This is a genomic window from Bacillus sp. FSL K6-3154 (genome assembly GCF_040869395.1).
Taxonomy (GTDB): Bacteria; Bacillota; Bacilli; order Bacillales; family Bacillaceae; genus Bacillus; species Bacillus safensis.
On sequence record NZ_CP152033.1, the window covers coordinates 2,824,502 to 2,837,894 of the forward strand.

15 protein-coding genes are annotated in these 13,393 nt (G+C 41.6%); 13 read left to right on the plus strand and 2 right to left on the minus strand.

All coding sequences use genetic code 11. From position 1 onward, the window contains the following. Positions 1 to 49: 49 nt before the first annotated feature. Both MHH61_RS14460 and MHH61_RS14465 read left to right on the plus strand, forming a co-directional pair. Positions 50 to 229, plus strand: coding sequence for a YjzC family protein (locus tag MHH61_RS14460; protein ID WP_008348517.1), 180 nt, complete (start codon positions 50 to 52; stop codon positions 227 to 229). Between the two features lie 164 nt (positions 230 to 393). Then, a complete protein-coding gene (locus MHH61_RS14465) occupies positions 394 to 1,659 on the plus strand; it encodes an MFS transporter (protein WP_024425058.1) in 1,266 nt (421 codons plus the stop codon). Between the two features lie 111 nt (positions 1,660 to 1,770). On the opposite strand, the gene MHH61_RS14470 is transcribed toward MHH61_RS14465, so the two are convergent. Next, positions 1,771 to 1,965, minus strand: coding sequence for a YjzD family protein (locus MHH61_RS14470; RefSeq protein ID WP_003211779.1), 195 nt, complete (start codon positions 1,963 to 1,965; stop codon positions 1,771 to 1,773). 212 nt (positions 1,966 to 2,177) lie between these two features. Here MHH61_RS14470 and MHH61_RS14475 point away from each other — a divergent pair, with 212 nt between their 5' ends. The 4 genes from MHH61_RS14475 to MHH61_RS14490 all read left to right on the plus strand — a co-directional run bounded on the left by MHH61_RS14475 (position 2,178) and on the right by MHH61_RS14490 (position 4,831). Then, entirely contained in the window at positions 2,178 to 2,918 is a 741-nt protein-coding gene (locus MHH61_RS14475; RefSeq protein ID WP_024425057.1) for a hypothetical protein, read from the plus strand. Between the two features lie 73 nt (positions 2,919 to 2,991). Further along, a complete protein-coding gene (locus MHH61_RS14480) occupies positions 2,992 to 3,567 on the plus strand; it encodes a hypothetical protein (RefSeq protein WP_024426490.1) in 576 nt (191 codons plus the stop codon). A 91-nt stretch (positions 3,568 to 3,658) separates the two neighbouring features. Next, a complete protein-coding gene (locus MHH61_RS14485) occupies positions 3,659 to 4,621 on the plus strand; it encodes a BMP family ABC transporter substrate-binding protein (RefSeq protein ID WP_125586506.1) in 963 nt (320 codons plus the stop codon). Between the two features lie 12 nt (positions 4,622 to 4,633). Beyond that, complete coding sequence (locus MHH61_RS14490) at positions 4,634 to 4,831, plus strand: ComZ family protein (protein ID WP_024425054.1); 198 nt, start codon at positions 4,634 to 4,636, stop codon at positions 4,829 to 4,831. A gap of 11 nt (positions 4,832 to 4,842) precedes the next feature. Here MHH61_RS14490 and MHH61_RS14495 read toward each other — a convergent pair whose 3' ends face one another. Beyond that, positions 4,843 to 5,076 carry a hypothetical protein gene (locus MHH61_RS14495; RefSeq protein WP_024426489.1) on the minus strand — a complete coding sequence of 78 codons (234 nt, stop codon included), beginning with the start codon at positions 5,074 to 5,076 and terminating at the stop codon, positions 4,843 to 4,845. Positions 5,077 to 5,247: 171 nt separating this feature from the next. Here MHH61_RS14495 and MHH61_RS14500 point away from each other — a divergent pair, with 171 nt between their 5' ends. The 7 genes from MHH61_RS14500 (at position 5,248) to MHH61_RS14530 (ending at position 13,378) form a co-directional block, all read left to right on the plus strand. Then, positions 5,248 to 6,186 carry a beta-ketoacyl-ACP synthase III gene (locus tag MHH61_RS14500; protein ID WP_024425052.1) on the plus strand — a complete coding sequence of 313 codons (939 nt, stop codon included), beginning with the start codon at positions 5,248 to 5,250 and terminating at the stop codon, positions 6,184 to 6,186. Positions 6,187 to 6,207: 21 nt separating this feature from the next. Further along, on the plus strand, positions 6,208 to 7,449 hold the full coding sequence (gene fabF, locus MHH61_RS14505; RefSeq protein ID WP_125586504.1) for a beta-ketoacyl-ACP synthase II: 1,242 nt from the start codon (positions 6,208 to 6,210) through the stop codon (positions 7,447 to 7,449). Positions 7,450 to 7,526: 77 nt separating this feature from the next. Then, positions 7,527 to 8,330 (plus strand): DUF2268 domain-containing protein, encoded by an 804-nt coding sequence (locus MHH61_RS14510; RefSeq protein WP_024425050.1) that lies wholly within the window; start codon positions 7,527 to 7,529, stop codon positions 8,328 to 8,330. Between the two features lie 149 nt (positions 8,331 to 8,479). After that, positions 8,480 to 9,460, plus strand: a complete 981-nt coding sequence (locus MHH61_RS14515; protein WP_024426488.1) for an ABC transporter ATP-binding protein — start codon at positions 8,480 to 8,482, stop codon at positions 9,458 to 9,460. Then, complete coding sequence (locus tag MHH61_RS14520) at positions 9,457 to 10,479, plus strand: ABC transporter ATP-binding protein (protein WP_041110125.1); 1,023 nt, start codon at positions 9,457 to 9,459, stop codon at positions 10,477 to 10,479. Before MHH61_RS14515 ends, MHH61_RS14520 begins: the two co-directional genes overlap by 4 nt. Positions 10,480 to 10,564: 85 nt before the next feature. After that, positions 10,565 to 12,199 (plus strand): peptide-binding protein, encoded by a 1,635-nt coding sequence (locus MHH61_RS14525; protein ID WP_024425049.1) that lies wholly within the window; start codon positions 10,565 to 10,567, stop codon positions 12,197 to 12,199. Positions 12,200 to 12,427: 228 nt separating this feature from the next. Next, positions 12,428 to 13,378: an ABC transporter permease gene (locus MHH61_RS14530; RefSeq protein WP_034621771.1), complete on the plus strand. Its 951-nt coding sequence runs from the start codon at positions 12,428 to 12,430 to the stop codon at positions 13,376 to 13,378. Positions 13,379 to 13,393 lie beyond the last annotated feature (15 nt).

A 13,393-nucleotide genomic window follows, 5' to 3' on the forward strand; every position in this document is an offset into this window, starting at 1 on the left:
GAGCCAAGGGACGGGACATAATAACATCAATCGAGAAAGGAGGATGAAAATGGGTCAGCAGCATCAGTTTAAATCAGGGAATAAAGCACCGAATAATGGTGTGTATATCGAGATCGGCGAAACTGGAAGTATGGTGAAAGATCCTTTAAAGATTAAGCTTAAAGCAGGCGATGTCTTTCCTGATAACTCGAACCATAATCGTGTTTGGACCTACCAAAGAAAGCCGTAAGCAATTGACTAAGAGTCAGCAGGAATAAGACTTTAGAGGCATGTGTCATGCCTCTTTTTTCTTTATAATAAAAAAACAATTAAGTTCAAATTTTCAAATAAATAGTATGAAAAAAAGAGAACTTAAGGTAAAATATGTAATATATTGTTGAAAGGATTTGTGTGATGGAAAAGATGAATCTCAGTGAAAGTGTTTGGAATAAACGCTTCACCTCATTATTCATATCAAGACTCATTAAAAACACAGGGGAAAGTTTTGCTTTTACATCCGTCCTTTGGCTATTGATTTTAAGAGGGGATGGAGCGCTCGGTACAGGACTTCTTCTAGCAGTAACTGTTCTCCCTTCATCTTTGTTAGCCCCAATATTAGGACCTCTTATGAAAAAGCACCATTTGTCTAAATGGATGTTCGCTTCAGATGTTGTTCGAGCAACAATTGTACTCATTATTCCACTTCTGCACTTTTCGCATCTATTGCCTCTATGGTTATTGATTTCATTAATGGTTATTCAATCGGCAACAGGTGCAGCTTATAATCCAGCTTCGGTGGCGATCTTACCGCAGATTGTTCCAAAGCATCTCATTCAAAAAGCAAATGCAATCCTGCAATCTTCTTTTGAGATTGTTGCACTTGCAGCAGTCATGGTGGCAGGCCTTTTGGTTAAATTAATTGGACCTGCAGATACTCTGCTGATCACCACTGCTTTATTTGTGATTTCTGGTCTGTTTATTATCGGGGTCAAACTAAAGAAAACTGATGAAGAAAAAGCAGCGGGCATTAAACAAGCGAAGAATACATATTTGTATAACTTAAAAAGAGGTTTTCTCGTTGTCAAAAACCATCACATTTTATTTGCGCTCACGCTGTATTGTATCTTAATGAATGTCGCAGCAGCTCCGTGGCAGGCACTGTCAGCGGTATACGTAGCAGAAGCGCTGCAAAGCGACTCCATGGTGTATTCCATTTTAAGAGGTGTTGCCGCAGTTGGCGCGTTTATGATGGGCTTTGCTCTGGCAAAGGTGAAAATTAAGAGATTTGGTTTGTTCTTTATTGTCGCTGGCATGATTGAAGGGGCTGCATTCTTTATTACTGGGATGAGTACATGGCTGCCGGTTGTTCTGCTTGCTTCCTTTATTTTCGGAGCTGCTGTCAGTGCGATCAATGTGCCGGAAATGGTCATTATTCAAACATCTGTTGACCAAGAGGATCAGCCGCAAGTATATGCTGTGATCAATGCCTCATCAAATGTCTTTCTCCCGCTTGCAGCTGTCGTATCAGGCGTCCTGGCAGAAAGATTTGGAGCGGGACCTGTCATTGCTGGCGGAGGAATCCTTGAAATTTTATCAGGTATCGCGATCTTCCTGTTTACAGGGCTTGCGAAAAGCCATTTGACAGAGGACAAACAGAAGTCCGAAACCGTCGAGGTATAAACAATAAAAACCCCCTGTATGTTGAAGGCAGGGGGTTTTAGCGTGCCGCAATCACTCTGAAAAAAAGAAAAAAGAGCTAAACATCAATTTAGCTCTTTTTCACAAGTCATATTAAGAATGTTTTGTTGAACTTTCCGTTTCTTTCATTGGACTTACTTCAGCAAAGATGAATAAAATAACCGTAAACACAACTGCAAGAATGGAAGTGAGCGTAAAATCATAAGCAGCTCCATTCATAGAGGCAACGATGTAACCAGCCATATGTGTCAGCAGAAAAGTCCAAATGAGGGTGATAATATAATGCATAATCCCACCGTCCTTTATGTAACAATCTATTGATTATCATACCATAGATGCAAGTGAAGGGAAAAGACTGTTTTCCGCCTTTATGTGACCATTTTGAGACCTTCTGCTATAAAAATAAAAAGAATTCTTCTGTCTTTAGGGGATTTCCTTATTCCTACAAGAGTTGTTGTTCATATCATAGAAAGCAGAATCACTGAAAGGAGGCTGGCCATATGGGTGTAAGCGAACGTTTTTTCCAGCTTGGTTCCCAGTGGAACATCATTCACCTTCCTCAAAAACCAAATGGCTTTGGCATTCTAATCCTCGGTGACCGAAATCACTTTGTGCAGGAAAATACATCATTCTGGCTTCAGCATTATGGAAGAAACCAGCTTTTAACTGCCTTAAAGGATGAAGGATATACATTGTTTAATAGTCATCTTCATGGGAATCACTGGGGATGCGAAGATGCTGTTTTTAGTGCCAAGCAGCTCGTGCATCACACACTAAAACAAGAAATATTAAACCGGGAAATTCATGTGCTCGCAGAGGGAATGGGTGCACTTGTTGCCATGAGCCTTGCTGAGGAGATGCCTGAAGTACTAAGGTCCATTGCGATGGTGAATCCATGTCTGAATCTGGATGCACAACGAGAAAGAGAAAAGGAACACAAATTCTTTTATAAGCAGCTGCTCAAAGAGTTAGCAGAGAGCTATGGCTGTTCTGAAAAGGAAGCTGAAACGTATCCACTGCCTTCTTGTCCTGTTCATTCTGCTCATGTGCCGATTCATATATGGCAAAGGCTAAACGGCGCACCTTATGCATATGAACTTCACGCAAAGCCTTTTATTGATCAGCATATGAAAAATCCAGAACATTGTCAGGTCGATCTCACGCTGCATATGTTTGATCATCCGAGAAGAATCTTTCAATCCATTCACAAGTTTTATAAATCGCATGAAAGAGAATTGTGATGAATAGGATGATAACAGCCCTTCATAGAAAGGGCTCTTCTTTTTATTCGATATTAAAAAAGGGGACATGAACATGGAAACAGGACTGATCATAGGGGCAGATGAGTTTTTTGGCCTGACACTTTGTGAATATATGATGAAAGAGGGCATTCAAGTGGATATCACGCGTCCTCATGATCTTAAAGAAGAACAAAAGGCTCTGTTAGAAGAGCGGATGATGTGGCTGGGCAGAAATGATCTCGTTCGTGTCATTGACCTTCAGGATAGCAAAGACACGTATGACCTCATTTTTATTCAATCAGAGGAACCGCATAACAGGCAGAAAGACATCAAAGCAGAGCATGGCATGTACCAGATTCTTTATGAAAAACCTGAAAACGAATCCGCGAAACAGAATGTGCCGGCAGTTATTCTTCCTCGCATGTTCGGACCATGGACACTCAATGAAGATCAAACAAAGCGTGCAGATTCACTTTTTGTAGAAGATGTGGCAAAGGAATTGTTACAATGGGCATCGGACACAGGTCAAAGACAGGACATGACGTATGAATTGAAGGTAGAGAGCCAAACAGATGACAAACAAGCAGAAGACATGATTGCAGAATGGAAAAGACAAAACTCAACATTTTTCGACAAAAAGCAAGAATGATCTTCCATCTTATCTTTTTTCAGTATAAAATAAACCTATATTTAACATACAGGTTCATCACTGCATGTTGTAAAAGGGAGTTGAACATGGCATGAAGTACCAGCGGCTTGTCATGATCTTTTCGTTCCTTCTTCTATTATCTGCCTGCTCGCAGGCGCCTTTAAAAGGAAAAATTGAGAAGGTGGGTTTACTCGTCCCCGATACGATCAATGATCAAGTTTGGGGAACGAAAGGTTATAAAGGCTTATTAAGTATCCAATCAACATTTGGTGTAGATGTTTATTATAAGGAAGGAATGGTCGACAAGGAGAAAATCGTTGATGCCATTGAAGAATTCCATAAAAAAGGAGTCAATTTGATTATTGGCCATGGCAATGAATACAGTGAAATTTTTAACTTGATCAGTGAAGATTATCCAAACATACAATTTATTACGGTCAATGGAAACAAGCCTCAGGCGGGCAATGTCACAAACGTGACGTTTAAAGGTGAAGCGATGGGCTTTTTCGGAGGCATGACAGCTGCACATATGTCAAAAACAAAAAAGATTGGTATTCTTGCTACATATGATTGGCAAAGTGAAGTAGACGGCTTTATCAAAGGAGCAAAATATCAAGATGAACATGTACAAGTATTAGCAGAGTTTGTCGAAAACTGGGATGATGCTGACAAAGCGGTGGAGCTCTATCAAAAATTAAAAAAGCAGGGCGTTGATGTTGTGTATCCAGCAGGTGATGGTTATAATATCCCTGTCATTGAACAAATCAAAGCCGATAATTTATCAGCGATCGGGTACGTCACCGATCAATCCAACCTAGGCAGCCATACAGTTTTAACGAGCACTGTACAGCATGTTGATAAAGCGTATAGTATCATTGCAAAGAAGTTTAATGAAGGCAAGCTAAATGAACAAGATGAGTACTCCTTTGATTTTAAAGAAGGAGTGGTCGAGATGGGGAAATTTAGTTCCACCATTGACGACGCTTTTGTGAAAGACATTGAAAGTGATATTGCGTCATACAAAAAAACAAGTAAACTGCCAAATGAAAAGTGAGGAGACGACGACATGCAGCACGAAAAATCGATGGAATTTTTACAAATTGCCATGAAGTATTTTCCGCAGGCGAAGGAAGAGTTAGATAAAGCAGGGATTCAGCTTGAGCCTGAAGCACTTCAGCCGCTTCTAACATTATTTACATCTGTCATGCAAGAAGCATACGAGCTTGGAAAAGCAGATGCAGAATCAGAAAAAGCCACAGAATAGTGGCTTTTTTTTTATGATAATTTTTTCTTGAAGGCACTAATCATAGGACCAACATCTTTAAACACAGGCTTCAGCTCATCGATGGAGTTCATAATGTTCCCAATTTGATTCATGACATGCATGTAGTCAATTGAGTCCTCACTTGAAGATGTCTCCGCACGTTCCTCCTTTGCCTCTGTCTTGCTTTTCTCCTTTTCAAGCGGCTGTCCAAACATCATTGCTGAGAAAATATCTTTTTGCGCCATATCACATGTTCCTTTCTACTATTGGTATATATCATTAATCTATGAAAAAAGTGAGAAGAAAGGTTAGACGTTTGTATTGCCAAGAAGAAAAAAATAAGGTAAAATTAGTACCAGATACTAATATAAGATCACAATATCACATGCTCGTATGAGTAAAAGGAGTCTTATTCAATGAATGCTGGAATTATTGGCCTTGGCCGCTATATACCTGAAAAAGTATTAACAAATCATGATTTAGAAAAAATGGTTGAAACTTCTGACGAGTGGATTCGTACTAGAACAGGTATAGAAGAAAGAAGAATTGCATCTGATGATGTCAATACATCTCATATGGCGCTTGCTGCTGCAAAAAAAGCATTAGCTGACGCAGATGTGGCTGCAGAAGATATCGATATGATTCTTGTGGCGACAGTCACGCCAGATCAAGCATTTCCGACAGTTGCTTGTATGATTCAAGAGCAGCTCGGTGCACATAAAGCATGTGCAATGGATATTAGCGCTGCGTGTGCTGGCTTTATGTATGGGCTTGTTACTGGAAAACAATTTATCGAATCAGGAACTTACAAACACGTGCTTGTCGTCGGTGTTGAAAAGCTTTCTCGTATTACCGACTGGGATGACCGCAATACAGCTGTTTTGTTTGGAGATGGAGCTGGAGCTGCTGTGCTGGGAGAAGTCAGCGAAGGTAAAGGAATTCTATCATTTGAACTTGGAGCAGATGGAAGCGGCGGGAAGCACTTGTACTTAGATGAAAAAGATCATACAATCATGAATGGACGAGAAGTATTTAAATTTGCTGTAAGACAAATGGGCGAGTCAAGTGTAAATGTCATTGAAAAAGCTGGATTATCAAAAGAAGACGTTGATTTCTTGATCCCGCATCAAGCAAATATTCGCATTATGGAAGCAGCACGCGAACGCTTAGAGCTTCCAGTTGAAAAAATGTCGAAGACTGTCCATAAATATGGAAACACATCAGCAGCATCCATTCCAATTTCACTATGTGAAGAAATCGAAGCCGGAAAAATTCATGACGGCGATGTGATTGTAATGGTTGGTTTTGGTGGCGGATTAACTTGGGGCGCAATCGCTATGCGATGGGGCCGATAAAAGAGTGGGGTGCACAAATTAATGGATAAAAAACGAGTAGTTGTTACAGGATTAGGTGCTTTGACACCACTTGGCAACGATGTAAAGTCAACATGGAAAAATGCTTTAGCGGGTGTATCAGGGGTTGGACCAATTACACGTGTCGATTCAAGTGAATATACCGCAAAAGTAGCGGCAGAACTAAAAGATTTTAACATTGAAGATTACATGGAGAAAAAAGAAGCGCGAAAAATGGCACGCTTCACGCAATATGCAGTCGTTGCTGCTCAAAAAGCGCTGGAAGATTCACGTCTTGAAATCACAGATGAAATCGCACCGCGTGTTGGTGTATGGGTTGGGTCTGGTATTGGCGGACTTGAAACATTTGAAGAGCAGTTCGAAGTGTATTCAAATAAAGGGGCAAGACGCGTCAGTCCATTCTTCGTCCCAATGATGATTCCTGATATGGCGACAGGCCAAATCTCTATTGCACTTGGCGCAAAAGGGGTTAACTCTTGTACAGTGACAGCATGTGCAACAGGAACAAACTCAATTGGTGATGCATTTAAAGTTATTCAGCGCGGTGATGCAGATGCGATGATCACAGGCGGAACAGAAGCGCCATTAACAAAAATGTCGTTTGCAGGTTTCTGTGCGAACAAAGCCCTTTCGACAAATCCTGATCCAAAGACAGCAAGCCGTCCATTCGACAAAAACCGTGACGGATTTGTCATGGGTGAGGGTGCAGGGATTATTGTTCTTGAAGAACTTGAGCATGCCTTAAAACGTGGTGCGACCATTTATGCAGAAATCGTTGGTTATGGTTCAACTGGAGATGCCTACCATATAACAGCACCAGCTCCAAATGGAGAAGGCGGCGTCCGTGCAATGAAAGAAGCGATTCGAGATGCAGGTTTGTCTGTGGAAGACATTGATTATATCAATGCCCACGGTACAAGCACACCTTACAATGATAAATTTGAAACAATGGCGATTAAAGAAGTGTTCGGAGAGCATGCAAACAAGCTTGCGATCAGTTCGACAAAATCAATGACAGGTCACTTACTTGGCGCAGCAGGCGGAGTAGAAGCCATTTTCTCTGTTCTTGCGATTAAAGACAGCGTCCTTCCTCCAACCATTAATCTTGAAACACCGGATGAAGAATGTGATCTTGATTATGTAGCAAATGAAGCACGTTCAAAAGAAGTACAAGTGGCTTTAAGTAACTCACTTGGTTTTGGCGGGCATAATGCGACAATTATTTTCAAAAAATACGAAGCATAATACTTGCTGAGAAAGCGGCGGTCGATAAACAGATCGCCGCTTTTTTGCATATGATGAAAATGGAGGTGTTCAGCGGTATGGGTCTGATCAATACACAATATCTCATTCATCAATCATCATCATTTCAGGAGCTTGCAGCGCGCTTTGTTCCTTATTTTAAAGGGGCCGAGGAAAAAGAATGGTCGTCTATCCTCGCTCACCTGCAGCATCACGGGATGGTTCGGTCTTGGAGCTCGTGCAAAAACATGATCGACAAGCTCAAGGAAAAAGGGTACTTCAAGCTTGTCATGAAAGAATATCAAACGCTTCAAAAGCAGTGGGAAGGTCCAGACATTCCTGTGTTTATTTTACCTGTCAATGAGAGCAGCAGAGAAATCAGAGAGCAATTTTATTATCAATCCGGCATGGCATTTGATGACAAGGTCTTTCTTTTTTTGTCTCCAAATACCCCGAAGGAGCGTATCGGTACATTGCTGACTCATGAATATCACCATGTATGCAGGCTGCATTTTCTCTCAAAAGAAGAAAAAGACTTTACATTCCTCGATACAATCATGATGGAGGGGCTCGCTGAATATGCTGTGTATCATAGATATGGAGAAAACTATACAGCGAAATGGACCACCTTCTATAGCGAAGAACAGCTTCAGCGTATGTACAAGAAATGGGTATCCAGTCATCTTGATCAAAGAGTCCAGGACGACGAAAGGCTGATACAGAATCTTCTTTATGGAAAAGGGAACTACCCTAAAATGCTTGGTTACGCTACCGGGTTTTATATCGTGAAAAAATATTTCAATGAGCACCGAATCAGCGAGGAATCTATGATTGCAGAGCCAGCAGAAACCTTTTTAAAGGCAATAGAATCACAAAGTGAATAATTCACATAAAAAGAGACATAATACAAATTTACTAAATACTTCTTGATTTCGTCATAACGATGTAATAATATACAAATAATTCTTTTTATTTTTAAAATACAGAATATTCAGGTTCGATTCTATTGATCTAAGGAGAAAGGGGCGAATGAATGAGCACGCTGCTTGAAGTGCAAAACTTAAAAACCTATTTTTTTCGAAAAAAGGAACCGATACCTGCTGTGGATGGCGTTGATTTCAGCATCAACAGAGGAGAAACTGTCGCATTAGTCGGTGAGTCTGGGTCTGGCAAAAGCATTACGTCCTTATCCATTATGGGTCTGATTCATGGCACGGGCGGGAAAATTATGGACGGTTCCATCAAACTTGATGGAAAGGACCTTGTTACATATAGTGAAAAGGAATTATGCAGCATCCGTGGTAATGATGTATCTATGATCTTTCAGGAACCCATGACCTCACTTAATCCCGTCTTACCCATCGGAGAACAAATAACAGAAATCCTCATCTATCACAAAAAACTTTCAAAAAAAGAAGCGGTCAAAAAAGCGGTTGATCTGCTGAAGCTTGTTGGTTTTTCCCGCCCGGAGCAAATCATGAAAGATTATCCGCATCGTTTATCAGGCGGCATGCGGCAAAGAGTGATGATTGCCATAGCGCTAAGCTGTGATCCGAAGCTTCTCATTGCAGATGAACCGACAACTGCCCTGGATGTGACCATTCAAGCACAGGTACTCACTTTAATGAAAGATTTATGCTCTACCTTTGGTACATCTATTCTTCTTATCACACATGATTTAGGTGTCGTGTCTGAAGTGGCAGATCGAGTGATTGTCATGTACTGCGGACAGGTTGTTGAAAATGGGACTGTTGAAGAGTTGTTTGAACAGCCGCTTCATCCTTACACAGAAGGGCTGCTTGAATCGATTCCTGTCATTGACGGAGACATACAGCCGTTAACAGCCATCAAAGGAAATGTTCCTGCGCCAGATCAGCTTCCAGCCGGCTGCCGCTTTGCTCCTAGATGTCCGCAAGTGAAGGAACGCTGCCTGGGAGAACTGCCTAAGCTGAGAACATTTGAAGATGGCAGAAGCGTCAGATGTTTCTTATATGAGGAGGCAGACCACACATGACACTTGCTCAAAATCAAACACAAATAACAGACTTACCAGAGAAAGAAACGATCCTTGAACTGAAACAGATTCGAAAACATTTTCCGATTAAAGCGGGCGTCTTTCAGAAGAAAGTCGGTGCAGTGAAAGCTGTTGACGGCATAGACTTGAAGATTTATAAAGGTGAAACGTTAGGTATTGTCGGGGAGTCAGGATGCGGGAAATCCACCCTAGGCCGGACAATGATTCGCCTATACGAACCAACCGACGGTCAAATCTTTTTTAAAGGGCAAGACATCACGCGCGTATCAGAATCAAAGCTAAGACAATCTACACGAAAAAACATCCAAATGGTTTTTCAAGATCCCTTTGCATCACTCAACCCTAGAAAAACACTTCGAAGCATCATCAAAGAACCCTACAAAACACATCACTTATATTCCTTAAAAGAAAGAAATGAAAAAGTAGAACAGCTTTTATCAAAGGTAGGTCTTCATCCAAGCTTTGCGAACCGCTATCCCCATGAATTTTCAGGCGGGCAGAGGCAGCGGATCGGCATCGCTCGTGCGCTTGCCATGAATCCCGACATGATCATCGCAGATGAGCCTGTATCAGCACTTGATGTATCTATTCAGGCGCAGGTTATTAATCTGATGGAGGAGCTTCAGGAGGAATTTGACCTTACCTATCTATTTATCTCTCACGATTTAAGTGTGGTCAGACATATTAGCGATAGAGTCGGCGTCATGTATCTCGGCAAAATGATGGAGCTTGCCGACAAGCACAGTCTGTACGATGAACCGCTCCATCCGTATACACAGGCTCTGCTTTCTTCCGTTCCTGTCACCCGTAAAAAAGGGCAGACGAAAAGAGAACGCATTATGCTGCAAGGCGATTTGCCGAGTCCTGCAAATCCGCCAAAAGGCTGCGTATTTCACACAAGATGCCCGCATGCGAAAGAAATCTGTAAAGAAAAAGTACCAGCATTTCAGGAGTTAAAAACGAACCACTTTGTTGCCTGCCACCTCTACAACGCTTGATCAAGCTTGTATGATCTCATCTTTGAGAGGGGGGATGAAACAGGATTCAGTCATTATTTTTAAAAAAGAATAGGGGGAATTGTCTATGAAAGGTAGAAATAGAAAGTCCATTCTGGTCAGTTTACTGCTGATTTTTACATTAATCCTTGCTGCTTGTTCTGGTGGAAATAAAACGTCTGGAGACAGTGAAAAGAAATCCACAGGTAAACCGGTACAAGGCGGCGATCTTGTCATCGGTTCAATTGCAGAGCCAACATTATTTAACTCGCTGTATTCTACAGATGTGGCAAGCTCTGATATTGAGGAAAGAATCTACAGCTTCTTACTTCAAACAGACGGAAAGCTCAACCCTCAGCTATCGCTGGCAGAGGATATTAAAGAATCGGATGATGGCAAGCAGTTTGATGTCACCATTAAAAAAGGTGTAAAGTTTCATGATGGTGAAGAACTGACTGCTGATGATGTTGTGTTTACATACAGCATACCAATCAATAAGGACTACAACGGGGAGCGCGGATCAGGCTTTGAAGTTTTAGAGTCTGTTAAAAAGACAGGGGACTACTCGATCGAATTCAAGCTCAATAAAAAAGATCCTTATTTTTATAATGTCACACTAGGAAGCTACGGTATTTTACCTAAGCATATTTTAGGTGATGTGCCTATAAAAGATCTCGGTGAAAACGAATTTAACCGAAAAAAACCGATCGGTTCAGGTCCATTTAAATTCGCAGAATGGAAAGAAGGAGACTATGTCAAACTAGAAGCCTTTGACGATTATTGGGATGGACGTCCTTACCTTGATACTGTCACCATTAAAACCATTCCTGATCAGAATGCAGCGATTGCCCAGCTGTCAGCAGGAGATATTGATTTCTTTGCTGTACCAGGATCCGAGCTGCAAACAGCTGAAAAAGTGAGCAACATTAAAATTGAATCTGATCTAGGACTCAATTATTCATACATTGGCTGGAACCAGAAAAATGAACTCTTTAAAAGTAAAAAGGTCCGCCAAGCGCTGACACATGCCATTGATCGTCAAACGATTGTTGACCAAGTGCTAGATGGAGACGGCAAAGTAGCCAATATTCCAGAAAGTCCGCTGTCCTGGAACTATCCAAAGGATGAAAATGTTCCAGTGTTTGAGTTTGATCAAGAAAAAGCGAAAAAGATGCTGAAAGAAGAGGGCTGGGAGGATACAGATGGAGACGGCTATCTTGATAAAGATGGCAAGAAATTCTCCTTTGTCATAAAGACCAACCAAGGAAATAAAGTTCGTGAAGATATCGCTGTCGTTGTCCAGCAGCAGCTCAAAGAAATCGGTGTGGAAGCGAAGCCGCAAATTGTGGAATTCAGTGCACTCATTGAGCAGACGACACCGCCTAAGTGGGATTATGATGCGCTGCTGCTCGGCTGGAGCCTTGCGACATTCCCTGATCAATTCAGCATATTCCACTCAAGCCAGTCAGAAAAAGGTTTAAATAACATCTGGTATAAAAATAAAGAGGTCGATAAGCTGTTAGTTGATGCTAAAAACTTAAGCGATCGAAAAGATTATTCAAAGGCATATGAAAAAATTTATAAATTGATCGCAGAGGATCAGCCGTACACGTTCCTTTACTATGCTAACTCACATCGTGCTATGCCATCTAATCTCCAAGGCTACTCTTACCACCCGAAAGATGAATATTACAAAATCGAAAAATGGTGGCTTGAACAGTAGGCTGATAGTGAAGAAGGGGGGGATTCTCCCCTTTCACCGTGAGAACAATCTCTTGCATTCGGTGTCAGTTCTCTGCGTGGGTGCTAAAAGATCACTTCGTTCGCTCCGCATCAGCACGAGAATTCAAGGGTTTTCAGATCACGCTGAAAAGCAGACAAAGGGCTAAAATAACATCATTTTGGCCTTTTTTTCACAGAATGGCGATCCGATGAAAAAGGAGTTGTGCATATGGTTACATATATCATTAGAAGGACATTACTCTCCATTCCCATTTTATTAGGGATTACCATCTTGTCCTTTGCCATTATGAAAGCAGCACCAGGCGATCCGATGTCACTCATGATGGACCCTACCATTAGTGCGGCAGACCGGGAAGCCTTTATTGACAAGTACGGCTTGAACGATCCTGAATATGTGCAATATATGAAATGGCTTGGCAATATGCTTCAAGGTGACTTTGGCACATCCATTGTCAAAAAGGGAACACCCGTGGCTGATTTGATTTTTGCCCGGCTGCCAAATACCCTCATCCTCATGATCTTTTCTACATTAGTTGCCCTGCTGATCGCCATTCCATTTGGTGTCCTTTCAGCAAAACGTCCTTATACAAAGCTTGACTATGGCATTACGGTTACATCTTTTATCGGACTGGCTATTCCAAACTTTTGGTTTGGTCTCATCCTCATTATGGTTTTATCCGTGAACTTAGGGTGGTTTCCAACTGGCGGAGTCTCTACCTTGAATGCCGATTTTAATGTGTTTGACCGGCTCCATCATATCATTTTACCTGCCTTTGTTTTAGCAACGGCTGATATGGCAGGGCTGACCCGGTACACAAGGTCGAGTATGCTTGATGTGATGAGGCAGGATTACATTCGCACAGCAAGAGCGAAAGGCTTTAGAGAAAACAAAGTCATTTTTAAGCATGGTTTAAGAAACGGTCTTATGCCTGTCATAACGATTTTCGGATTAATGATACCATCTTTTATTGGCGGCGCAGTCGTGGTGGAACAAATCTTCACCTGGCCTGGACTTGGAAAGCTGTTCATTGATTCTGCCTTTTCGAGAGATTATCCGGTCATTATGGCAATGACCGTTATTTCCGCAGTGCTTGTGGTGGTTGGAAATTTAATAGCGGATATTTTATATGCGATCGTTGATCCGCGTATTGAATATTAGAAGGGAGCTGAAGCA

What these genes read in the sequence shown, in the direction of transcription:
- MHH61_RS14460 (WP_008348517.1), top strand. Translation starts at nt 50, where the DNA reads ATGGGTCAGCAGCATCAGTTTAAATCAGGGAATAAAGCACCGAATAAT.
- MHH61_RS14465 (WP_024425058.1), top strand. Translation starts at nt 394, where the DNA reads ATGGAAAAGATGAATCTCAGTGAAAGTGTTTGGAATAAACGCTTCACC.
- MHH61_RS14470 (WP_003211779.1), bottom strand. Translation starts at nt 1,965, where the DNA reads ATGCATTATATTATCACCCTCATTTGGACTTTTCTGCTGACACATATG.
- MHH61_RS14475 (WP_024425057.1), top strand. Translation starts at nt 2,178, where the DNA reads ATGGGTGTAAGCGAACGTTTTTTCCAGCTTGGTTCCCAGTGGAACATC.
- MHH61_RS14480 (WP_024426490.1), top strand. Translation starts at nt 2,992, where the DNA reads ATGGAAACAGGACTGATCATAGGGGCAGATGAGTTTTTTGGCCTGACA.
- MHH61_RS14485 (WP_125586506.1), top strand. Translation starts at nt 3,659, where the DNA reads ATGAAGTACCAGCGGCTTGTCATGATCTTTTCGTTCCTTCTTCTATTA.
- MHH61_RS14490 (WP_024425054.1), top strand. Translation starts at nt 4,634, where the DNA reads ATGCAGCACGAAAAATCGATGGAATTTTTACAAATTGCCATGAAGTAT.
- MHH61_RS14495 (WP_024426489.1), bottom strand. Translation starts at nt 5,076, where the DNA reads ATGGCGCAAAAAGATATTTTCTCAGCAATGATGTTTGGACAGCCGCTT.
- MHH61_RS14500 (WP_024425052.1), top strand. Translation starts at nt 5,248, where the DNA reads ATGAATGCTGGAATTATTGGCCTTGGCCGCTATATACCTGAAAAAGTA.
- fabF (WP_125586504.1), top strand. Translation starts at nt 6,208, where the DNA reads ATGGATAAAAAACGAGTAGTTGTTACAGGATTAGGTGCTTTGACACCA.
- MHH61_RS14510 (WP_024425050.1), top strand. Translation starts at nt 7,527, where the DNA reads ATGGGTCTGATCAATACACAATATCTCATTCATCAATCATCATCATTT.
- MHH61_RS14515 (WP_024426488.1), top strand. Translation starts at nt 8,480, where the DNA reads ATGAGCACGCTGCTTGAAGTGCAAAACTTAAAAACCTATTTTTTTCGA.
- MHH61_RS14520 (WP_041110125.1), top strand. Translation starts at nt 9,457, where the DNA reads ATGACACTTGCTCAAAATCAAACACAAATAACAGACTTACCAGAGAAA.
- MHH61_RS14525 (WP_024425049.1), top strand. Translation starts at nt 10,565, where the DNA reads ATGAAAGGTAGAAATAGAAAGTCCATTCTGGTCAGTTTACTGCTGATT.
- MHH61_RS14530 (WP_034621771.1), top strand. Translation starts at nt 12,428, where the DNA reads ATGGTTACATATATCATTAGAAGGACATTACTCTCCATTCCCATTTTA.